This is a genomic window from Marinobacter sp. UBA5687 (assembly GCF_002420325.1).
GTDB lineage: Bacteria > Pseudomonadota > Gammaproteobacteria > Pseudomonadales > Oleiphilaceae > Marinobacter > Marinobacter nauticus.
This window is the reverse complement of the sequence record NZ_DIHV01000138.1, coordinates 11,820-31,073: the sequence shown is the minus strand read 5'-3', so window position 1 is coordinate 31,073 and position 19,254 is coordinate 11,820. Positions and strand designations below refer to the sequence as shown.

Sequence of the window (19,254 nt, the reverse complement as noted above, 5' to 3'; positions counted from 1 at the left end):
CGGTTATCTTCACCGGCCTGGTTGGCACTGCCCATCATCACTTCGTCGATGGCGACGGGGTCCAGTTCCGGAGCCTGCTCAAGCACGGCCTTGAAGATATGCGCCGCCAGGTCGTCCGGGCGCACGCTGGCCAGGGTGCCGCCAAAGCGGCCGATGGCGGAACGGCGGGGGTGGCAAAGAAATACGTCAGTCATGGTGCACCTTACTGTTGGCCAGATTGAGTTGAAGCGTGATGAGCATTGGTGCGAGCTTTCAGGTCTCGCAGTACTTCCAGTTCTTCGGAAGTTGGCGCCGGGGTGGTTTCCAGCTGGTCCGCGAAGCGGATTTCCCAGCCGGTGGCTTCGATCACGTCTTCCCGGGTCACATTCGGGTGCAGGGAGGTGACCACCAGCTCCTTGGTCTCCGGATCCGGCTTGAGGATGCACAAGTCGGTGATCACCACGGTGGGGCCGCGGCCGATGTTCGGGACGTTGTCCCGGGCCTTGCCGTCACGGCCGAAGCCAACGGTGGTCACGAAGTCCACGTCCTTCACGAAGGTGCGCCTGGAGTGCTTTACGGTAATGAACACTTCCTTGGCGTTAGTGGCAATCTCCGGGGCGCCACCGCCACCGGGCAGGCGAATCCTGGGCTCACGGTAATCGCCGATCAGAGTGGTGTTCAGGTTGGCGTAGCGGTCGATCTGCGCGGTGCCCAGGAAGCCGACGCTGATATGACCGCCCTGCAGCCAGTAGCGGAACATTTCAGGTACGGAGACGGTGGTCAGGGCTGATTCGCACAGCTCGCCGTCGCCGATGGATAAAGGCAGCACGTCCGGCTTGGTCTGCAAGGTGCCGGATTCGTAGATCAATGTGACATCCGGGGCGTGGGTCAGGCGCGCCAGGTTGGCGGCCTCGCTGGGCAGGCCGATACCCACAAAGCAGGTCATGTCGTTGGTCAGCGCCCGGGCAGCGGTGACGCTCATCATTTCGGAAGCGGTAAATTCAAGGCTCATCACGCAGCTCCTTTCTCGAAAACGTTCTCTTTCAGCCAGGCCTGGAAGGTCTCGCGGTCGCGGGCGATGCCGTCCCAGTCCTTGTAGAAAGCGTTGTCACGGTCGTAGTAGCCAAGGGCATAGGACGGCTTGGCGCCTTGGGGGGCCTCGGCAATGGCGGTGATCGCCCAGGACGGGAGCACGCAGGCATTTACCGACGCGCCCAGGTCGTCCACGATTTCCTCAATGGTGACGATGCTGCGCCTGGCGGCCAGGACGACCTCTTTCTGAATGCCAACAATGCCTTCAATCAGCACGTTGCCCTTGCGATCAGCCCGCTGGGCGTGGATTACCGCTACATCCGGGCGAATGGAGGGTATCGCTGCCAGGCACTCTCCGGTGAACGGGCATTCGATGAACTTGATCTGGTCATTCACTTTTGGCAGGTCGCTCCCCACATAGCCGCGCAAGACGGCCAGCGGCAGGCCGGCCGCTCCGGCTTCATAGGCGTTGGCCATGGCGGCGTGGCTGTGCTCCAGGATCTCCAGCTTGTTAGGCCAGCCTTTTTCCACCGCGTCACGCAGTCGATGCAGGGAACCCACGCCGGGGTTGCCGCCCCAGGAAAAAATCAGCTTTTTCGCGCAGCCGGCGCCGATCATCTGGTCGTAAACCAGGTCCGGGGTCATGCGGATCAGAGTCAGATCGCGCTTTTCCTGACGGATGATTTCGTGGCCCGCAGCAAACGGGATCAGGTGAGTGAAGCCTTCCATCGCCACGGTGTCGCCGTTGTTGATGTATTTGCTCACCGCTTCCTTGAGGGGAAGAAACTCGGCCATCGCAGTGCCTCCTGTGTCACTTCTGTGATTAGTTCGTAACGCGAACATAAGTTTAATATGCGAACATAATGGCGCGATTGGTTTTGGGTCGTCAAGTACAAATTTTCACCAGTTGGCAAAAATGCACGGATGTTCGGAGTGCGAACCAGCTGTTACCATGCTCGGATATCGAGCTTTGCAGGGCGAAGGAGCCGGAATGGACGAATCGATACTGAAGCCGGGGGACCGGGATTATGTTGGAGCGCTGGCCTCGGGGTTGGAGGTGCTGCAGGCATTTGACGCCGACCACCCCAGAATGACCCTGAGCGAAGTGGCGGCGCGTACGGATATGGATCGCGCCAAGGCCAGACGGTTTTTGCTGACCCTCCACGCTCTGGGATTTGTGAAGCGTAGCGGCCGGCAGTTCGAGTTGACGCCCCGGGTACTGCAGCTGGGTTATGCCTATCAGGCCTCCAATCAGTACCGGGCGGTGATCCAGCAGTACCTGGAAGACATCACGGCGGAGCTGGGAGAGTCGTCTTCGCTGGCGGTGCTGGATGGCGATGAGGTGGTGTATGTCGTGCGTTCGGCCGCGCGCCACCGGCTGATGGCGATTACACTGTCGGTGGGTACCCGACTGCCAGCGGCCTATACCTCTATGGGGCGGGTATTGCTGGCGCAGTTACCGGAACCGGAGCTTGAAGCCTGTCTTGAACGGATCAGGCTTGAACGCTACACCTCGTCGTCGCTAACGGACAGGAACGCTTTGCGTGAAGAAATCAGCAAGGTGCGCGAGCAGGGCTATGCCATTGTGGATCAGGAACTGGATCTGGGCCTGAGATCGGTGGCGGTGCCTGTGTTTACCGCCAGCGGAGAACTGTTGGGTGCGTTGAATATCAGTACCAACGCGGCCCGTGTCGATATGGATACCCTGCTCAATACCTATTTGCCCAGGCTGCAGTTGGTGGCCGACAAGGTTCGGCAGACGGCTCGCTGATTACGGGTAACGGCCGGTCAGCCGGTTCTCAACCAGTTCTGCCAGTATGGTGTTGGTCAGGCGCATGACCGCATTCGGGTTCTCGCCGCGCCGGCGGGAAGCGATCACCGGCGTGGTGATGTTGTCGTCTTCCAGTGGCATGTAATCCACGCCTTCCCGCTGCAGGCGGCGCACCTGCTCTGGCACCAGGGTGAAGCCCATGTCAGAGGCCACCAGGGATAGCGCTGTCTGCACATCATTGACCTGCTGAATCACATTCACTCTCAGGCCGCGGCGGTGAAACAGGCCCTGGGTAATGTCCGAAAAGTTCGGCCCGGCACCCGCTGGAAAGGTGATCATGGGCACCTCTGAGAGTTCTTTCATCGAAGGTGGATGACGGGTGAGCGGATGGTTTGCGGGGACGGCCGCGATCATTGGTTCGTCAAACAGGTTCTCCTGTTCCACGTCCGGATCTTCAATCCGCAGGCGGCCAAAGCCGATATCGATCTTGCCGGCTTTCAGGGCTTCCACCTGCTCCCGGGTTTTCAGTTCGTGCAGCACGATTTCCAGGTTCTTGTTCTGCCGCAGCCGGCGCACCATCAGCGGCAGCTGGCCGTAGAACACCGAGGGCACGAAGCCGATGGAGAACAGGGTTTTCCGATGGCGCGCAATCCGACGGGTGTCGTCAACGGTGGCGTTGACCTTGTCCAGCACCTGCTTGGCCTGCTCCAGAAAGTATTCGCCCCCGGTGGTCAGCTCCAGACCCCGCGGTTTGCGGATGAATAACTCCACGCCCACTTCTTCTTCCAGCTGCTTGATGGCCCGGGTCAGAGGCGGCTGGGCAATAAACAGTGTTTCGGCAGCGCGGGTCAGGTTGCCGGCTTCGGCCACTGCGACGAAGTAGCGCAAGTGTCTCAGCTCCATCCATACCTCCAGGGTATCGGTTATTACTTAATCAATATTGGTTCACATTGGTGAAACTTCGTACTGTTCGAATCACAGGATTTTTACCTTGCGATTCGGAGCAGCCATGTCAGCCACTATTCAGTCCATCGAAGCGATCCTGGTCGATATCCCGACCATTCGCCCGCACAAGCTATCCATGACAACCATGGGGGTTCAGACCATGGTGATTGTGCGCGTGAAGGATTCTGATGGCCTGGAAGGCCTCGGTGAGGCGACCACCATCGGTGGCCTGGCCTATGGCCCGGAAAGCCCCGAAAGCGTAAAGCTTACCATTGATACCTATTTCAAACCGCAACTGATTAATCAGCCTGCCGGCAACATCAATACCCTCAGGGTAATGTTAGACCGCTCGACCCGTGGCAACAACCTGGCCAAGTCTGCAATCGAGACTGCCCTGCTGGACCTTCAGGGCAAGCGATTGAATCGCCCGGTGTCGGACCTGCTCGGCGGTGCCCTGCACCAGCACATCCCGGTGCTCTGGACCCTGGCCAGCGGTGATACTCGCAAAGACATCGAAGAAGCCCTGGGCCTGATCGAAACCCGTCGCCATTGTGACTTCAAACTCAAGATCGGTTCCCGTCCGGTGATGGACGACGTGCGTCATGTGGCGGCGATTAAAGAAGCCGTGGGTGACAGCGCGAGTGTCCGTGTGGATGTCAACCAGGCCTGGGACGAAGCGACTGCGGCCAAAGGCATGGCCGAATTGCAGTCGGCTGGCATCGACCTGGTAGAGCAGCCAACGCCGATGAAGGATCACGCCGCGCTGGTGCGTCTGTCTGAGAAATTCCATCTGCCCATTCTGGCCGACGAGGCCGTGGCCGATGCCAAAGATCTTTACAACCTGGCTGCTGTCGGTTTCTCCGGTGCCGTGGCCATGAAAATCGCCAAGGCCGGTGGACCGGTACAGGCACTGAAGCAGGCCGCGGTGGCCCAGGCTGCCGGAATTGGTCTGTACGGCGGCACCCTGCTGGAAGGCACCATCGGCACCGCCGCTTCTCTGCATGCCTGGTCGACCCTGGAAACCCTGCACTGGGGCACCGAGATGTTCGGCCCGCTGTTGATGAAAGACGACATCGTGGCCAAGCCGCTGCATTTCCATAACAACGGCGTTGACCTGCCGAAGGGCCCGGGCCTCGGCATCGAAATCGATGAAGACAAGCTGGCCCGGTATCGCCGCAAGGCCTGAGCCGAAAAAATTCAGTAAACGGAGGAATGCACATGCTGTTCAAAGTCGAGATGAAGGTGAATATCCCTCACGACATGCCCGCCGACGTGGCGGCAGACATCAAGGCCCGGGAAAAAGCCTACGCCCAGGACCTGCAGCAGCAGGGCAAGTGGCGTCACCTGTGGCGGGTAGCTGGCAGCTACGCCAACGTCAGCATTTTTGATGTGGCCGACAACGCCGAGCTGCAGGACCTGGTCAGCAACCTGCCTTTGTTCCCCTATATGGACATCACCGTCGCGCCCCTTTGCCGGCACCCGTCGTCGATCCATGAGGATGATCGCTGAACGCAAACACACCGTTGCCATCTGATGACCTGATTTGAGCAACAAGAATAATACTGAGGAGAACCACCATGACCGTTAAAACCATGCAAACAGCCGATGTGAAGGACCTGCTGGAGAAAGTCGCCGGCTTCAACCAGGACGGTGGAAACGAGCGGGTGAAGAAGATTGTTCACCGTTTCATGCACGATGTTTTCCAGCTGATTGAAGACTTCGATGTGACTCCGGAAGAGTTCTGGCAGGCCGTGTACTACGTTGGCGACCTGGGCAAGAACGGCGAAGCGGCCCTGCTGGCCCCGGGCCTGGGTATGGACAAGTACCTGGACATCCGGATGGATGCCGAAGACGAGCAGGCCGGCCTGGCGGGCGGCACGCCGCGCACCATCGAAGGCCCGCTGTACGTGGCCGGTGCGCCCATGAGCGAAGGTTTTACCCGCATGGACGACGGCTCGGATGACAATGCCGAGACCATGATCCTGACCGGCCAGGTGACGGACGAGAATGGTAATCCGCTGGTGAATGCGGTGGTGGATGTGTGGCACGCCAACACCATGGGCAACTACTCCTACTTTGATCAGTCTCAGAGCGAGTACAACCTGCGCCGCCGTATTCGCACCGACGAAAACGGCCGTTACACCGCCCGGTCCATCATCCCGGCTGGTTACGGTTGCCCGCCCGAAGGTTCCACCCAGGCGCTGCTGAACCTGCTTGGTCGCCATGGCAACCGCCCGGCCCATATCCACTTCTTTATCTCCAAGTCCGGCTTCAAGCACCTGACCACCCAGATCAACCTGGCGGGTGACGAGTACACCTACGACGACTTTGCCTTCGCAACCCGCGAAGAGCTGGTAGTCGAAGCCAACCGCATTGACGACCCGGCGCAGGCCGAGGGGTATGGCCTGAACAAACCGTTCACCAAAGTGGAATTCAACATCCAACTGGTCTCCACCGACAAGCCAGAGCTGCAGAACCGCCACGAGCGCAAGCGTGCGCTGGAAGGCGAAGCCGCTTAAGCCATCAACCTTTAATTGACACGTTTTGTGATCCGACCGGCCCGTACATGCGGGCCGGCACCGGGGCCCCTCGCGCCCGAAAAAACGGTAGTCACAACAACAAGAGGGAGTGACGAACATGACTCGCCAACTCGACAGACTTGAAAAGCAGATCCGTGGGGCGGTAGAAGCCGACCCGACCACCGGCCACTACCGCTGTGATCGCAGCATCTTCACCGACGAGGAGCTGTTTGAGCTGGAGATGAAACACATCTTCGAAGGCAACTGGATTTTCCTGGCTCATGAAAGCCAGATTGAGAATCCGGGCGACTACTACACCACCACGGTGGGTCGTCAGCCGGTGATCATCACCCGGACCAAGGATGGCGAGCTCAAGGCGATTCTGAACACCTGTACCCACCGCGGTGCCACCCTGTGCCGCAAAAAGCGCGGCAACAAGACCTCCTTCACCTGCCCGTTCCACGGCTGGACCTTCAAGAACGACGGCAAGCTGCTGAAGGCCAAGGATCAGAAGAAAGGTGGTTACCCGGACAGCTTCAACGTGGACGGCTCCCACGACCTGAAACAGCTGCCGAAGTTTGAAAACTATCGCGGCTTCCTGTTTGGCAGCCTGAATGCCGACGTGCTGCCGCTGGAAGAGTATCTGGGCGAAACCACCAAGGTGCTGGATGCCATCGTCGACCAGGCGCCGGAAGGCCTGGAGATTCTGCGCGGCGCGTCTACCTACACCTACGAGGGTAACTGGAAGCTGACTGCCGAAAACGGCGCCGACGGTTACCACGTCAGCACTGTGCACTGGAATTACCTGTCTACCATGGGCCAGCGCAACTATGAGAAGGGTGGCACCGAGGCGGTGGACGCCAAGAGCTGGTCTAACGAAGGCGGCTTCTACTCCTTCGACAACGGCCACATGATGCTGTGGACCCGCCTGACCAATCCGGAAGTGCGCCCGGTCTACAACCAGCTGGAGCGCCTCGAACAGGAAGTGGGTGAGGCGAAGGCTGACTTTATCGTGCGTACCACCAAAAACCTGTGCCTGTACCCGAACGTGTACGTGATGGACCAGTTCTCCACCCAGATCCGGGTACTGCGCCCGATCGACGTCAACAAGACCGAGATCACCATCTACTGCTGGGCGCCCAAGGGTGAATCTGCCGAGAACCGTGCCAAGCGCATTCGCCAGTACGAAGACTTCTTCAACGTCTCCGGCATGGGCACCCCGGACGACCTGGAAGAATTCCGGGGCTGTCAGGAGGGTTACTACGCCAAGGGGGTGAAGTGGAATGACATGAGCCGTGGTGCACAGCACTGGATAGAAGGTGCCGACGACTGGGCCAAGCGCATCGATATGAAGCCGATTCTCAGTGGCGCCAAACCGGAAGACGAAGGTCTTTACGTCACCCATCACCAGCACTGGGTGGAGGAGATGACCAAGGCCATTGAAACCGAGCGCGCACGCTTTATTTCGCTGTCAGAGGAGGCTTCCGCATGAGCATGTCATACGAGCAGATCCAGGCCTTTATCTACCGGGAAGCCCGTTTGCTGGATGACCGCCAGTGGGATGAGTGGCTGAAGTGCTACCACGAAGATGCCACCTACTGGATGCCGGCCTGGGACGACAACGACGAGTTGACCGAGGACCCGCAGGCTGAGATCTCGCTGATCTACTACCCGAACCGTAACGGCCTGGAAGATCGCGTCTACCGACTGAAAACCGAGCGTTCCGGCGCCAGTTCCATTCCGGAACCGCGCACCGTGCACCTGACCAGCAACCTCGAAATCCTGGAGCGGGACGGCGACACCGTGAAAATCCGGTTCAACTGGCAGACCAACAGCCACCGCTACCACAAAACCCAGAGCTTCTTCGGCGTGTCTTTCTACACCCTCGACTGCAGTGGCGAACAGCCGCTGATCACCGGGAAGAAAGTGGTTCTGAAAAACGACTACATCAATCAGGTGATTGATATCTATCACCTGTAATTGATGGGGAGAGCATCATCATGAGTTACAACATCGCGCTTAATTTTGAAGACGGCGTTACCCGTGTGATCACCTGCAACGAAGGTGAAACCGTACTCGACGCCGCCTACCGGGCCCAGATCAACCTGCCCATGGACTGTTCCGACGGTGTCTGCGGAACCTGCAAGGGTTCCTGCCACCAGGGCGAGTTCGATATGGGTGACGAGTACATCGACGAGGCGCTGTCTGACGAGGAAGCCGAGCAGGGCATGGTGCTGACCTGTCAGATGGTGCCCTCCAGCGACTGTGTGGTGAAAATTCCGGCCGCTGCATCGCTGTGCAGCAAGGCCGGTAACGAGTCCGTGACCGGTACTGTGGGCGAGGTCAACCTGATTTCCCCGACCGCCATCGAGCTGAAGATCACCGCAGATACGGATATCGGCTTCCTGCCGGGCCAGTATGTGAACATTCAGGTGCCGGGTACCGAGGAAACCCGCGCCTACTCGTTCAGCTCCCGCCCCAGCAGCCGCGAACTGAGCTTCCTGATCCGCAACGTGCCCGGGGGCCTGATGAGCTCCTGGCTGGTAGGCAAGGCCAAGACTGGTGACAAGGTCACCCTGACCGGCCCCATGGGCGTGTTTTACCTGCGCCCGGTGCAGCGCCCGGTGCTGATGCTGGCCGGTGGTACCGGCCTGGCGCCGTTCCTGGCCATGCTCGAAAGCCTGAAGGAAAAGGGCTGCGAGCAGCCCACTCACATGATCTACGGCGTCACCAACGACGATGACCTGGTGGGACTGGCAGCTTTGGAAGCATTTGCCGAGGCCATAGACAACTTCACCTTCAAGACCGTGGTGGCCAGCGACGAAAGCATGCACCCACGCAAGGGTTATGTGACCAACCACATGGAAGACGCCCCCATCAACGATGGTGATGTGGACGTTTACCTGTGTGGGCCACCTCCGATGGTCGATGCGGTGCTGGGTTATTTCCGGGAACAGGGAATTGAGCCCAACTCGTTCCACTACGAGAAGTTCACCCCCAGCGTATCGGCCGTTGAGGAGAAAGTGGCATGACCCCGCGCTTCACCGACAAGGTGATGGTAGTGACGGGGGCCGCCCAGGGCATTGGCCGGCGGGTGGCCGAACTGGCCGCCGACGAAGGTGCCCGTCTTGTACTGGTGGACATCGCGGACTACGTGCAGGGCGTTGCTGGCGAGCTGCGCGACCAGGGCGTTGAAGCCCTGGCCGTGCAGGCCAACCTGGAAACCTGGGAAGGCGCAGAAAGGGTGATGGCCCAAGCCCACGAGCAGTATGGCCGCATCGACATCCTGATCAATAACGTCGGTGGCACCATTTGGGCTCAGCCCTTCGAGCATTACCAGCCGGAGCAGATTCAGAAGGAAATCCAGCGTTCGTTGTTCCCGACCCTTTGGTGCTGCCGCGCCGTTCTGCCCTACATGGTGGAGCAGAAAGGGGGTGCCATCGTGAACGTGTCATCGGTGGCCACCCGTGGTCTGATGCGGGTGCCCTACGGCGCCGCCAAGGGTGGGGTGAACGCCATGACCGTGAACCTGGCGTTTGAGTATGCCGAGCACGGCATCCGGGTGAACGCCACCGCGCCGGGTGGCACCGAAGCACCTCCCCGGCTGACGCCACGGAACACCGAGGGGCAGGGCGAACAGGAAAAAGTCTGGTATCAGACCCTGATTGACCAGACCAATGCCAGCAGCTTCATGCACCGCTACGGCACCCTGGATGAGCAGGCGCAGCCGATCCTGTTCCTGGCATCCGATGCTGCCAACTATATCACCGGAACCATCCTGCCCGTGGCCGGGGGCGACTGCGGCTGACGGGCATTCAACCCAACCTCCGACAAAAACAAGATATGGAGTGACAGACCCATGAGAAATATAGACGTCAACGACGTTATCGATAACGCCACCTTTACCAGATTCCACTGGAAGGTGTTGTTCTGGTGCACCCTGATCATCATTTTTGATGGCTATGACCTGGTGATCTACGGCGTGGTACTGCCACTACTGATGGAGCAGTGGAACCTGAACCCCTATGTGGCCGGGCTGCTGGGCAGCAGTGCCCTGTTTGGCATGATGTTCGGAGCCATGGGCTTTGGCATGCTCTCTGATCGGCTCGGGCGCAAGAAAACCATCCTGATGTGTGTGGTGCTGTTCAGTCTCACCACCGTCATTAACGGCTTCGCCACCACGCCCTGGCAGTTCGGTATTCTACGCTTTATCGCCGGTTTGGGTATTGGCGGGGTGATGCCCAATGTGGTCTCGCTGATGAGCGAGTACTCGCCTAAAAAGAGCCGTAGTACCCTGGTGGCACTGATGTTTTCCGGTTATGCCGTCGGTGGCATGATGTCAGCGGGTCTGGGCATCTGGATCGTGCCGAATTTTGGCTGGGAAATCATGTTCTATCTCGCTGCGGTGCCCCTGCTGCTGTTGCCGCTGATGATGAAGTTCCTGCCGGAATCCGTGGCTTTTCTGATGGCACAGAAGCGTGAAGGGGAGGCTCGCAGCATCCTGCAGAAAGTGGCACCGGTACACGACATCAGCGAAATGGATACCCTGACCGTGCCGGCTACGACCGAGAGCAAGGCGCCGGTTCTGGAATTGTTCCGGGGCGGTCGTGCCTTCAGCACCGTAATGTTCTGGATTGCCTTCTTCTGCTGCCTGCTGATGGTCTATGCTCTGGGCTCCTGGTTGCCAAAGCTGATGTCTCTGGCCGGCTATGAGCTGAGCTCCAGCCTGATGTTCCTGATGGTGTTGAACATCGGTGCGATCTTCGGCGCTGTGGGCGGCGGCTGGCTGGCAGATCGATTGTCCCTGCGCACGGTGCTGGTCAGCTTCTTTATTCTGGCCTCGGTGTCGCTGGTCATGCTCGGCTATGAAAGTCCGATGTGGTTTCTGTATACCCTGATGGGCGTGGCCGGTGCCACCACCATTGGCTCGCAGATCCTGCTCTACGCCTATGTGGCCCAGTACTACCCCACCAGTATCCGCTCCACCGGTCTGGGCTGGGCATCGGGCATTGGCCGTAATGGCGCCATTGTCGGGCCCATGATTGGCGGTACGCTGCTGGCTCTGGCCTTGCCGCACCATATGAATTTCCTGGCCCTGGCGTTTCCCGGCGCCATTGCCACCGTCGCTATTGCCCTGGTGGGCCGGCAATTTGGCCCGGCGCGGGAGCGTGAGAACGCAGAGGTGAGCCTGGCAACCAGTAACTGATGAATCAGCGTTGAGGTGACCTTGAGGGACAGTCAGTCATTCGGACCCCTCTTTGCCCCGGCACGATCGTGACCGGGGCTTTTTTGCTGTTACACAGCTCAAACAGAACTCAATAACAAGGAGCTGAACATGCCCCAGTTGTTTCGGGACTTGTCTGTGTCTGCGGTTGCCGCAGGATTTCTGGCGGTGCTGGTGTCCTATGCCGGGCCTTTGGCGATTTTCTTCCAGGCCGGAGCGGCAGCGAATGTGTCGCCGGAGATGATGACCTCCTGGGTCTGGGCCATCTCCATGGGAGCGGCGGTTTCGGGAATTTTCCTGTCGATATGGCTCAAAGCACCTATAGTCACGGCCTGGTCGGCGCCGGGTACGGCGCTGCTGGTGGTGCTGTTTCCGGAGCTTTCGCTTAACGAAGCCGTGGGGGCGTACATCACCGCCGCGCTGATTATCTTTGTCATTGGTGTTTCCGGCACCTTCGATGCGTTTGTGCGCGTCATTCCCAAAGGGGTGGCGGCGGGTATGATGGCGGGCATCCTGTTTCAGTTTGGTCTGGGCGCCTTTGCTGCCATTGAAACCACGCCGGCCCTGGCCATCGGCATGCTGGTTGCCTATGTGGTGTTTCGTCGCTTTACACCGAAATACACTTTGGTGCTTTTGCTGATGGCCGGGATCATCCTGGCGGTAGTGCTGGAGGATGCCTCCCTGGCCGGTGTACGCCTGAACCTGGCGGTGCCCAGACTCATCACACCGGAATGGAGCTTTGGCGCGACCCTCAGCCTGGCCATTCCCCTGGTGCTGGTGAGCCTGACGGGCCAGTTCCTTCCCGGCATGGCCATTCTCCGGGGCGCCGGCTATCGGGTGAAAGCCAAGCCGGTGATTGCGGTGGCCAGCCTTGTGTCCCTGCCCATGGCGCTGTTCGGCGGCATTACCACGGTGGTGGCGGCCATTACCGCCGCGATCTGCACGGGCGAGGATGCTCATGAAAACCCGGACAAGCGTTATGTGGCCGGGGTATTTAATGGCGTGTTCTATCTGGTGGGAGCACTGTTTGCCGGCACCATTGTCGCCTTGTTTACTTCATTGCCTTCGGCCTTTGTGGCGGTGCTGGCGGGCCTGGCATTGCTGGGGGCTATTGCCAATAACCTGTTTGCCGCACTGGAGGAGGTCAGTCACCGGGAGGCGTCGCTGATCACCTTTCTGGTGACCGCGTCCGGATTATCGCTGTTCGGATTGTCGTCGGCGTTCTGGGGGGTGGTGATCGGTTACGGTTGTTACCGGGTGCTCAACGGCGGGAAATAGAATTGGGCTGGCAGGCGCCAGCCCAATCGGGACGTCAGTCTTGCTGCAGGGCCTGCAGCACAGCCTTGGCAGCGCCTTCGGAAGACGCCGGGTTCTGGCCGGTAATCAGCTTGCCGTCCACCACAATGTGCGGTGCCCAGTCATCGCCCCGGCTGTAACGGGCGTTGTTCTGCTTGAGCATGTCTTCCAGCAGGAAGGGCACAATATTGGTGAGCTGCACAGCGTCTTCTTCGGTGTTGCTGAAACCGGTGACTTCGCGGCCGCCCACGATGTTCTGGTCCGGTTTTATGAACACATTCTTGAACACGGCAGGAGCATGGCATACGGCGCCGATCACCTTGTCCTGCTCGTAAGCGGTTTTGATCAGGGCTATCGACTTGTCGTCCTCGGCCAGATCCCACAGCGGGCCATGGCCACCGGGGTAGAAGATGGCGTCGTACTGATTCATGTCCACGTCGGCCAGTTTTCTGGTGCTGGCCAGCATTTCCCGGGCATGGGTGTCTTCACTGAACCGCCGGGTGGACTCGGTCAGTGCATCTTCAGCCTCGCTGTTCGGGTCAACCGGTGGCTGGCCGCCTTTAGGGGATGCGAGGGTGATGTCGGCGCCTGCGTCTTTGAATACGTAGAACGGCGCAGTGAATTCTTCCAGCCAGAAACCGGTTTTATGGCCGGTGTCGCCCATCTGGTCGTGGGAGGTTAGTACCATCAGAATCTTCATACCAGTCGACCCTCCTGTCGGGAGTCCGGGTGTATTTCGTTCGTCTCACTACATCAAATTGTGATGATCGCTCGGTTTTCAACCGTCAGTACGTTAGCACTGGCATATTGGATGCTCATTAACGGCTATACTGCGAGGGTAGTTATCGCACATGTAACGTCATGGACCAGGACGGATTTATATGAGGTGGATTGCCTTGAAAGGCGTGCTTGCCGGCATTCTGATGCTGCTTTGGGCGCCTGGTGTTCTTTCACAACAGGGCACTGAAACAGTAGAGCCACTGACGGTGACCGTTGGCGTTGACCACTCGCCGCCCTACCGTATTCTCGAGCCGTCGCAAAAATCCGGTCTTTATCTTGAGCTATTCGAAGAAATTGCCGACCGGCTAGGCTGGCGTGTGCAGTACCGGGAGGCGCCATTCCGGCGCATCCTGCTGCTGATGCGCAGGGGTGAGGTGGATGTCATGCTGGGGCCGCTGCGTACCGAAGAACGGGAAGAATTCATGACCTTCGTGGCTCCGGCTTTTCCGCCGGAGCGGCGTCTGTTTTTCTACGTGAGCGAGAGTAACCGTATTGAGCGATACAGCGATCTGCCGGGAAAAGTCATCGGTATTCTGGAGGGCGCCCGTTACTTTACCCGGTTTGACAATGATCCGGCTCTGAATAAAGAGCCTGCGTCCCACTACGAAAATTTGATGTTGATGCTTCAAAGAGGGCGGGTTGATGTCGTGGTGGCCCCCGAGCTGGTTGGATTGTATACGCTGAGAGCCCAGGGGATAGAAGCGAACATTTCACCGTTCTTTGTACCGGGTGACCGTTCCTGGATTGCGGTTTCGAACCAGTCTCCTGCCCGCCGTTATGTAGAAGATATAAGGGCGGCCCTGAAGTTGATCGAGCGCGAGGGGATTCGGGAAGATCTGGTGCTGAAGTACCAGGAACAAACAGCCTATTGATCGATTTCTGTATTTGATATCGATGCGCCCCTGATTTGAGGAACTTAGGGTGCTTACCTTTGTCTGTGATCGTTTGAAAGGTTTTGGCAAAGGAACTGGTATGAAGACGATTCGATTGTGGGATCTCCCCACCCGGCTGTTCCACTGGTTGCTGGTAATTGCTGTGGTTGGGGCAGTGGTGACGGTCAAACTGGGCGCTGGCTGGATGGCCTGGCATGAGCGTTTTGGACTGGCGGTTGTTGGCTTGCTGGCGTTCCGGGTGGTCTGGGGGCTGGTGGGCTCCACTTACGCGCGCTTCAGTCAGTTTATATCGGGGCCAGGGGCGATGATCCGTTATCTTAGGGGCCAGTGGCAGGGCGCAGGCCACAATCCCCTTGGTGCCTGGTCGGTGCTGTTGTTACTGGGACTGTTCGGTTTTCAGGCTGTTACCGGTTTATTTGCCAATGATGAAATTGCCTTTAACGGCCCACTCTACCGGCTGGTGTCGTCGGGCTGGAGCGATACCCTGAGCAGCTGGCACCGTCTCATGGAATGGGGGCTGTACGCCGTGGTTGCCCTTCATGTCCTGGCGGTGCTGTTTTACACCCACGTGCGTAAGGATAATCTGGTAAAGCCGATGGTGACTGGCCGAAAGCAGGTTCAGAGCTCAGAGCTGAAAGACGCCAGCGGCGGTGGCTGGCTGGCAATGATCATTGCACTGGCGATTGCCGTTGCTGTGGTCTGGGCGGCTAGTGGCGGACTGATTCCGCCACCGCCGCCACCGCCCCAGAATCTGGGTTGGTAAGCCCCTTGGCCTACTTGGCGCGGAAGTTGTCGTGGCAAGCCTTGCAGGTTTCACCGACTTTGGCGAACTGGCGTGCAATCGCGGCTTGGTCGCCGGCTGCAGCCAGTTCCTGCAGTGCGTTGGCTTCACGGACGAAGCTGACCGCAATTTCCTGAACCTTCATCGGCTCCTCAAAGAAGTTGGGCTTGAGGCGGGTGTTCTCGGCCCGGTCATTGGCGCTGTCACGGCTGTAAAGCACGCTCATGCCGGAGTTGGCCACGGCTGCAATGGCTTTGGCGGCTGCGGCAACCTGGTTCTGGTCAAACGCTGCGGAGCCATCCACGGTCTGGGCCTTGATTTTGCCCATGTTCCAGGACGCAAACTGGTAGGCGGCCTGGCGGGTTTCGATCTGGTCTTCCACGCTCATCTGGGCCACGGTCGGGGTTGAGATCGCGGCCGCAAGCACCGCAACGGAAACAAAACGTTTATTCATTCCAGGTCCCTCTCTTGGTGTGATTGGTGATAATGCAAAAATGCTCTATAAAGGCGTGGTTATAAGCATGCTACCTGTATAGACTCATTCCTGACAGCTATAAGAAACGAAAGTTCAATCTGAGGAGTTGCACGATGTCGATCTGGACGGTTACCCCTAATCTTGAGCAAATGACAGAGGCCAGCAAAAACACCGCGGTCAGTCATATGGGCATTGAATACCTCGAAATCGGTGACGATTATGTGAAAGGCCGGATGCCGGTGGATGAGCGCACCGTCCAGCCATTCGGGATCCTGCATGGTGGTTCCTCCGTCGTGTTGGCGGAAACGCTGGGCAGCATGGCTGCCAACTGTTGCCTGAAAGATAAAAATACGGTCGCTGTGGGGCTGGATATTAATGCCAATCATATTCGGCCTGTTACCGGGGGATGGGTCTATGGCACGGCGAAGGCCATACACATCGGCAGTGCAACGCAAGTATGGGAAATCCGCCTGGAAAACGATCAAGGCAAGGTGACCTGCATTTCCAGGTTGACCATGGCGGTAACCCGCCGCTCGTAAGAAAACAGGGAGCGATGGCTCCCTGATTCCGACCTTGCGCGTCGATTTGCGAAATAAGCTCGCCATCTTTGATTAATATCAAAAGAAAATCGTTTGCCGGGACTGTCGCCCTGCTATACTTAAAATAGTTGAGGATGTTAACTAAATGCCATGAGGTTATTCCTCACGGGAAGGTTTCACTGTGCTGAAAATTCGTTGTAACAGGGTGTCTTCGAAAGCGCACAAGTTCTGGTATGCGTTGCTCTTTTTGCTATGCGCATCCTTTGGTCTGCGAGCTGCCCCTTTGTCTGAGTGTTCAACGCTGAGAGTGAGTGGTAATCCGGAGTATCCGCCTCTCCTATGGCCGAGCGTGGAGTCGCCGGATCTTTTAAATGGCGCGGTTCCTCATTTCCTGCGGGAGTTGGTGGAGCCCCTGGGTATCAAGGTCAATGTCCGCAATATTGGGTCCTGGGCGCGGGTACAGCGGTTGGCAGAGTTGGGGGAGATCGATCTGGTGGCCGGGGCCTTTATCACGGCAGAAAGATTGGGCTACCTGGATTATATTCTGCCGCCAATGATGCACCTCGATACCAATGTCTGGGTGCCGCGGCGAAGGATGTTTGAGTATCGGCACTGGCCGGACCTGGAGGGGAAACAAGGCAGCACCCTGATCGACAACAGTTTCGGTGAGCGGTTCGACAGCTTTGCCGCCGATCACCTGGATATCCTCGGCGTCCGCTCCATTCACCAGTCCTACCTGATGGCCGATATCGGTCGTATCGATTATGTACTGTACGAGTTGTTGCAGGGGCGGGCGAAGCTGGCCCGGTATGGCATGTCGAATGACTTTGTGGCGCTGGAGCCCCCTGTGAGCAGAGAAGGCCTGTTCTTCGCGTTTCCGAAGCTTTCCCGCTGCAATAGCAAAGCCTTGCGAGAGGCTTTTGCAACCAGGTTGCTGGAGTTGACGGAGCAGGGCAGGCTGGAAGAATTGATTGAAGAGTATCTCATCCGGTATACCGAGGAGGGCCGTTAGCGAGGCCGTCCTGGGTTTAGGTGGCCAGTGTCACTCTGCTTCTTCCTCTGGCCTTGGACTGGTACATGGCCTCGTCTGCGCGACACATCAGATCTTCCAGTCTGCGGTCGCCGTTTCCCAGGCTACTGATTCCGATACTTGCCGACGGCGAGATTCTGCTTTGCTCGTAAGACACCACCAGATTACAAAGCAAGGCCAGCAAGCGGCTCGCCAACACGTGTGCCATCGTCATGTCGGTGTCCGGTAGCAGAATGGCGAATTCCTCTCCGCCCATTCTGGCCACAATATCGCAATCCCGAATCCGGGCTTTCAGTAGCCCGCTGACCTGCTTCAACACTTCATCGCCCGCCTGGTGACCGTAGGTGTCGTTGATGATCTTGAAGTGATCCAGATCCATCATGACCAGAGTCAGTGGTGTCTGATGCCTGGCAGACTGGTTCAGCAGTTGCTCTCCGAACTCGAAGAACGCGCGTCGGTTATACAGCCCGGTAAGTTCATCCTCCAGCGCTGCCGCCCTGGCTTTTTCGTGGGCTGCCCGCAGCTCCAGCTCCATCTGTTTACGTTCGGTAATATCAGTGGCAATCTCCAACCTCACCAGGCGGCCATCGGTCCAGCGGATCGCCTGGTCACGGCACTGGTACCATCGTTGGTCCAGTTGATTCTGGAACTCCCAGACATGGGGTTTGTTGGGCTCGCCCTGATCATTGACCAGCAGGTGATTGGTGCAGAAGCTGCACGGGCCGTCACCGTCCTGAAGCACTTGCCAGCATTTTCGGTTGCCAATGTCACCCCAGATCTGCCGGCCGTAAGCGTTCATGTACAGCAGATCGTGTGTTGTAAAATCGGAGACGTACACCAGGGCATCCAGATTATCGAGCACGGCCTGAAGACCGTCCGGGGGTGTCTCCTCGGTGGCTGGCGGTGTCTGATCCCGGTAAACGGGCAGATTCAGTGACGGAATGCCGGATTTCATGGGGTGTGCGCTGTCTGCTTTTTATTCAGTTTAATTTCCAGTATGGCTTTTGTCATACGACGCTGTCTGCAAAAGCGTGTAAGGTTTGCGGACATTACCTACGTTGGCCGGACAGCCGGGCCAACGAAATTCTGGCTTCATGAGGGTTTGGAAAGGGATGAAGGTGTCCGGGGAAAACTGCCCCTGCGGTAGCGGGAAAGTCTACCTGCTGTGTTGTCAGCCCTGCCATGCAGGCGCGTCTGCCACCACACCGGAGGCGTTGATGCGTTCCCGGTTCAGTGCCTTTGTGGTGAAGGATGCCGATTATCTGCTCGAGACCTGGCATCCGGAGACCCGGCCGGCGGAACTGGATCTTTCCGGCTCACCGGAATGGGTTTCGCTGCAGATACTCTCCTCCAGTGTCGGTGTCGACACGGGCCGGGTTCACTTCCGGGCGGTCTATCGTGCCGGTGGTGGTTGGGGTTATCTGGAAGAGCGATCAGACTTCAGCAAAGAGAATGGCCGCTGGTTCTACCGTGAGGGCGAAACCCGCGAGGGAGTGCTGAAGCCCGGTCGAAACGACCCCTGCCCCTGTGGCAGTGGTCGCAAGTTCAAGGCCTGTTGTCTTTAAACGTTCTATTCGAATTTCGGCAGATCCGGCTGAGCGACCTCTTTACCCGCTTCCAGCCAGGCGTCAAAGCCGCCTTCAATGGATTGTACGTTCATATAGCCCATCTCTTTCAGCGCTTTGGCGCTGAGTGCTGCACGGCCGGAGGTTTTGCAGTAGAGCACAATTTTCATCTGCCGGTTCTCCAGCGCGGGGTCGTTGGTGAACTTGAATTCGAGCATGCCCCGGGAAATATTCACGGCGCCCGGAATATGGCTGGAGCGGTATTCATCGGCGTCCCGCACATCCAGCAGCAAATCGGCATTTTTAATGGCCGCCTCGGCGTTGGCCAGCGGCACCTCCTGAATCTCTTTTTTGGCTTCGGCAACAAGGTCGTGGGCAGTCTTCATGGCAGTTCCCTTTGAGCGTGGGTGTGTCTTTTCAGGTTA

Annotated in this window: 22 protein-coding genes and 1 pseudogene; 15 read left to right on the top strand and 8 right to left on the bottom strand. The window is 58.3% G+C overall.

Annotation, left to right across the window (positions count from 1 at the left end; translation table 11 throughout):
* The 3 genes and pseudogenes from B3Y70_RS15375 to B3Y70_RS15365 all read right to left on the bottom strand — a co-directional run.
* Positions 1 to 194, bottom strand: a pseudogene (locus B3Y70_RS15375) (3-oxoadipyl-CoA thiolase); the annotation flags it as partial.
* 8 nt (positions 195 to 202) lie between these two features.
* Complete coding sequence (locus B3Y70_RS15370) at positions 203 to 991, bottom strand: CoA-transferase subunit beta (protein WP_206855787.1); 789 nt, start codon at positions 989 to 991, stop codon at positions 203 to 205.
* Positions 991 to 1,806 (bottom strand): CoA transferase subunit A, encoded by an 816-nt coding sequence (locus B3Y70_RS15365; RefSeq protein ID WP_286893043.1) that lies wholly within the window; start codon positions 1,804 to 1,806, stop codon positions 991 to 993. The genes B3Y70_RS15370 and B3Y70_RS15365 overlap by 1 nt, the downstream gene beginning before the upstream one ends.
* A 196-nt stretch (positions 1,807 to 2,002) precedes the next feature.
* On the opposite strand from B3Y70_RS15365, the gene B3Y70_RS15360 reads away from it, so the two are divergent.
* Complete coding sequence (locus B3Y70_RS15360) at positions 2,003 to 2,782, top strand: IclR family transcriptional regulator domain-containing protein (protein WP_023007760.1); 780 nt, start codon at positions 2,003 to 2,005, stop codon at positions 2,780 to 2,782.
* On the opposite strand, the gene B3Y70_RS15355 is transcribed toward B3Y70_RS15360, so the two are convergent.
* A complete protein-coding gene (locus B3Y70_RS15355; RefSeq protein ID WP_286893048.1) occupies positions 2,783 to 3,685 on the bottom strand; it encodes a LysR family transcriptional regulator in 903 nt (300 codons plus the stop codon).
* Positions 3,686 to 3,791: 106 nt separating this feature from the next.
* Between B3Y70_RS15355 and B3Y70_RS15350 the strand changes: the two genes are divergently transcribed.
* The 9 genes from B3Y70_RS15350 (at position 3,792) to B3Y70_RS15310 (ending at position 12,748) form a co-directional block, all read left to right on the top strand.
* Positions 3,792 to 4,913, top strand: a complete 1,122-nt coding sequence (locus B3Y70_RS15350) for a muconate/chloromuconate family cycloisomerase (protein ID WP_273030696.1) — start codon at positions 3,792 to 3,794, stop codon at positions 4,911 to 4,913.
* A 32-nt stretch (positions 4,914 to 4,945) separates the two neighbouring features.
* The gene (catC, locus tag B3Y70_RS15345; protein ID WP_121208171.1) at positions 4,946 to 5,236 is read left to right on the top strand and encodes a muconolactone Delta-isomerase; all 291 of its coding nucleotides are present in this window, start codon (positions 4,946 to 4,948) and stop codon (positions 5,234 to 5,236) included.
* Between the two features lie 68 nt (positions 5,237 to 5,304).
* Positions 5,305 to 6,246, top strand: coding sequence for a catechol 1,2-dioxygenase (gene catA / locus B3Y70_RS15340; RefSeq protein WP_273030694.1), 942 nt, complete (start codon positions 5,305 to 5,307; stop codon positions 6,244 to 6,246).
* A 118-nt stretch (positions 6,247 to 6,364) separates the two neighbouring features.
* The gene (locus B3Y70_RS15335; protein ID WP_014420247.1) at positions 6,365 to 7,738 is read left to right on the top strand and encodes a Rieske 2Fe-2S domain-containing protein; all 1,374 of its coding nucleotides are present in this window, start codon (positions 6,365 to 6,367) and stop codon (positions 7,736 to 7,738) included.
* On the top strand, positions 7,735 to 8,226 hold the full coding sequence (benB, locus tag B3Y70_RS15330; protein WP_023007756.1) for a benzoate 1,2-dioxygenase small subunit: 492 nt from the start codon (positions 7,735 to 7,737) through the stop codon (positions 8,224 to 8,226). The genes B3Y70_RS15335 and benB overlap by 4 nt, the downstream gene beginning before the upstream one ends.
* Positions 8,227 to 8,246: 20 nt before the next feature.
* Complete coding sequence (benC, locus tag B3Y70_RS15325) at positions 8,247 to 9,278, top strand: benzoate 1,2-dioxygenase electron transfer component BenC (protein WP_114434323.1); 1,032 nt, start codon at positions 8,247 to 8,249, stop codon at positions 9,276 to 9,278.
* The gene (benD, locus tag B3Y70_RS15320; protein WP_114434322.1) at positions 9,275 to 10,054 is read left to right on the top strand and encodes a benzoate diol dehydrogenase BenD; all 780 of its coding nucleotides are present in this window, start codon (positions 9,275 to 9,277) and stop codon (positions 10,052 to 10,054) included. The genes benC and benD overlap by 4 nt, the downstream gene beginning before the upstream one ends.
* Before the next feature lie 51 nt (positions 10,055 to 10,105).
* Positions 10,106 to 11,452, top strand: a complete 1,347-nt coding sequence (locus tag B3Y70_RS15315) for an MFS transporter (protein ID WP_286893060.1) — start codon at positions 10,106 to 10,108, stop codon at positions 11,450 to 11,452.
* Positions 11,453 to 11,581: 129 nt separating this feature from the next.
* Positions 11,582 to 12,748 (top strand): benzoate/H(+) symporter BenE family transporter, encoded by a 1,167-nt coding sequence (locus B3Y70_RS15310; RefSeq protein WP_014420252.1) that lies wholly within the window; start codon positions 11,582 to 11,584, stop codon positions 12,746 to 12,748.
* Between the two features lie 34 nt (positions 12,749 to 12,782).
* Here the strand turns inward: B3Y70_RS15310 and B3Y70_RS15305 are convergent, their stop codons facing one another.
* Positions 12,783 to 13,466, bottom strand: a complete 684-nt coding sequence (locus tag B3Y70_RS15305) for a type 1 glutamine amidotransferase domain-containing protein (RefSeq protein ID WP_023007753.1) — start codon at positions 13,464 to 13,466, stop codon at positions 12,783 to 12,785.
* Positions 13,467 to 13,647: 181 nt separating this feature from the next.
* On the opposite strand from B3Y70_RS15305, the gene B3Y70_RS15300 reads away from it, so the two are divergent.
* Together B3Y70_RS15300 and B3Y70_RS15295 are read left to right on the top strand one after the other, a co-directional pair.
* Positions 13,648 to 14,418: a substrate-binding periplasmic protein gene (locus B3Y70_RS15300; RefSeq protein WP_041654466.1), complete on the top strand. Its 771-nt coding sequence runs from the start codon at positions 13,648 to 13,650 to the stop codon at positions 14,416 to 14,418.
* A gap of 100 nt (positions 14,419 to 14,518) precedes the next feature.
* Positions 14,519 to 15,202 carry a cytochrome b/b6 domain-containing protein gene (locus B3Y70_RS15295; RefSeq protein ID WP_114434321.1) on the top strand — a complete coding sequence of 228 codons (684 nt, stop codon included), beginning with the start codon at positions 14,519 to 14,521 and terminating at the stop codon, positions 15,200 to 15,202.
* 10 nt (positions 15,203 to 15,212) lie between these two features.
* Here the strand turns inward: B3Y70_RS15295 and B3Y70_RS15290 are convergent, their stop codons facing one another.
* Positions 15,213 to 15,674 (bottom strand): c-type cytochrome, encoded by a 462-nt coding sequence (locus B3Y70_RS15290; protein ID WP_011783880.1) that lies wholly within the window; start codon positions 15,672 to 15,674, stop codon positions 15,213 to 15,215.
* A 134-nt stretch (positions 15,675 to 15,808) separates the two neighbouring features.
* Between B3Y70_RS15290 and B3Y70_RS15285 the strand changes: the two genes are divergently transcribed.
* Together B3Y70_RS15285 and B3Y70_RS15280 are read left to right on the top strand one after the other, a co-directional pair.
* Complete coding sequence (locus B3Y70_RS15285) at positions 15,809 to 16,234, top strand: hotdog fold thioesterase (RefSeq protein WP_014420257.1); 426 nt, start codon at positions 15,809 to 15,811, stop codon at positions 16,232 to 16,234.
* Between the two features lie 283 nt (positions 16,235 to 16,517).
* Entirely contained in the window at positions 16,518 to 17,246 is a 729-nt protein-coding gene (locus B3Y70_RS15280) for a substrate-binding periplasmic protein (RefSeq protein ID WP_235853366.1), read from the top strand.
* A gap of 16 nt (positions 17,247 to 17,262) precedes the next feature.
* Here the strand turns inward: B3Y70_RS15280 and B3Y70_RS15275 are convergent, their stop codons facing one another.
* Positions 17,263 to 18,219, bottom strand: coding sequence for a GGDEF domain-containing protein (locus B3Y70_RS15275; protein WP_113879547.1), 957 nt, complete (start codon positions 18,217 to 18,219; stop codon positions 17,263 to 17,265).
* A gap of 139 nt (positions 18,220 to 18,358) precedes the next feature.
* On the opposite strand from B3Y70_RS15275, the gene B3Y70_RS15270 reads away from it, so the two are divergent.
* Positions 18,359 to 18,829, top strand: a complete 471-nt coding sequence (locus B3Y70_RS15270) for a YchJ family protein (RefSeq protein ID WP_235853365.1) — start codon at positions 18,359 to 18,361, stop codon at positions 18,827 to 18,829.
* Between the two features lie 5 nt (positions 18,830 to 18,834).
* Here the strand turns inward: B3Y70_RS15270 and B3Y70_RS15265 are convergent, their stop codons facing one another.
* Complete coding sequence (locus B3Y70_RS15265; RefSeq protein WP_014420261.1) at positions 18,835 to 19,215, bottom strand: rhodanese-like domain-containing protein; 381 nt, start codon at positions 19,213 to 19,215, stop codon at positions 18,835 to 18,837.
* Positions 19,216 to 19,254: the final 39 nt, after the last annotated feature.

Bases quoted from the DNA above. Each gene is read 5' to 3' on its own strand.
- catC (WP_121208171.1), top strand. From the start codon at position 4,946: ATGCTGTTCAAAGTCGAGATGAAGGTGAATATCCCTCACGACATGCCC.
- B3Y70_RS15370 (WP_206855787.1), bottom strand. From the start codon at position 991: ATGAGCCTTGAATTTACCGCTTCCGAAATGATGAGCGTCACCGCTGCC.
- B3Y70_RS15285 (WP_014420257.1), top strand. From the start codon at position 15,809: ATGTCGATCTGGACGGTTACCCCTAATCTTGAGCAAATGACAGAGGCC.
- B3Y70_RS15350 (WP_273030696.1), top strand. From the start codon at position 3,792: ATGTCAGCCACTATTCAGTCCATCGAAGCGATCCTGGTCGATATCCCG.
- catA (WP_273030694.1), top strand. From the start codon at position 5,305: ATGACCGTTAAAACCATGCAAACAGCCGATGTGAAGGACCTGCTGGAG.
- benB (WP_023007756.1), top strand. From the start codon at position 7,735: ATGAGCATGTCATACGAGCAGATCCAGGCCTTTATCTACCGGGAAGCC.
- B3Y70_RS15355 (WP_286893048.1), bottom strand. From the start codon at position 3,685: ATGGAGCTGAGACACTTGCGCTACTTCGTCGCAGTGGCCGAAGCCGGC.
- benC (WP_114434323.1), top strand. From the start codon at position 8,247: ATGAGTTACAACATCGCGCTTAATTTTGAAGACGGCGTTACCCGTGTG.
- B3Y70_RS15265 (WP_014420261.1), bottom strand. From the start codon at position 19,215: ATGAAGACTGCCCACGACCTTGTTGCCGAAGCCAAAAAAGAGATTCAG.
- B3Y70_RS15335 (WP_014420247.1), top strand. From the start codon at position 6,365: ATGACTCGCCAACTCGACAGACTTGAAAAGCAGATCCGTGGGGCGGTA.
- benD (WP_114434322.1), top strand. From the start codon at position 9,275: ATGACCCCGCGCTTCACCGACAAGGTGATGGTAGTGACGGGGGCCGCC.
- B3Y70_RS15305 (WP_023007753.1), bottom strand. From the start codon at position 13,466: ATGAAGATTCTGATGGTACTAACCTCCCACGACCAGATGGGCGACACC.
- B3Y70_RS15365 (WP_286893043.1), bottom strand. From the start codon at position 1,806: ATGGCCGAGTTTCTTCCCCTCAAGGAAGCGGTGAGCAAATACATCAAC.
- B3Y70_RS15275 (WP_113879547.1), bottom strand. From the start codon at position 18,219: ATGAAATCCGGCATTCCGTCACTGAATCTGCCCGTTTACCGGGATCAG.
- B3Y70_RS15270 (WP_235853365.1), top strand. From the start codon at position 18,359: ATGAGGGTTTGGAAAGGGATGAAGGTGTCCGGGGAAAACTGCCCCTGC.
- B3Y70_RS15310 (WP_014420252.1), top strand. From the start codon at position 11,582: ATGCCCCAGTTGTTTCGGGACTTGTCTGTGTCTGCGGTTGCCGCAGGA.
- B3Y70_RS15295 (WP_114434321.1), top strand. From the start codon at position 14,519: ATGAAGACGATTCGATTGTGGGATCTCCCCACCCGGCTGTTCCACTGG.
- B3Y70_RS15315 (WP_286893060.1), top strand. From the start codon at position 10,106: ATGAGAAATATAGACGTCAACGACGTTATCGATAACGCCACCTTTACC.
- B3Y70_RS15300 (WP_041654466.1), top strand. From the start codon at position 13,648: ATGAGGTGGATTGCCTTGAAAGGCGTGCTTGCCGGCATTCTGATGCTG.
- B3Y70_RS15290 (WP_011783880.1), bottom strand. From the start codon at position 15,674: ATGAATAAACGTTTTGTTTCCGTTGCGGTGCTTGCGGCCGCGATCTCA.
- B3Y70_RS15360 (WP_023007760.1), top strand. From the start codon at position 2,003: ATGGACGAATCGATACTGAAGCCGGGGGACCGGGATTATGTTGGAGCG.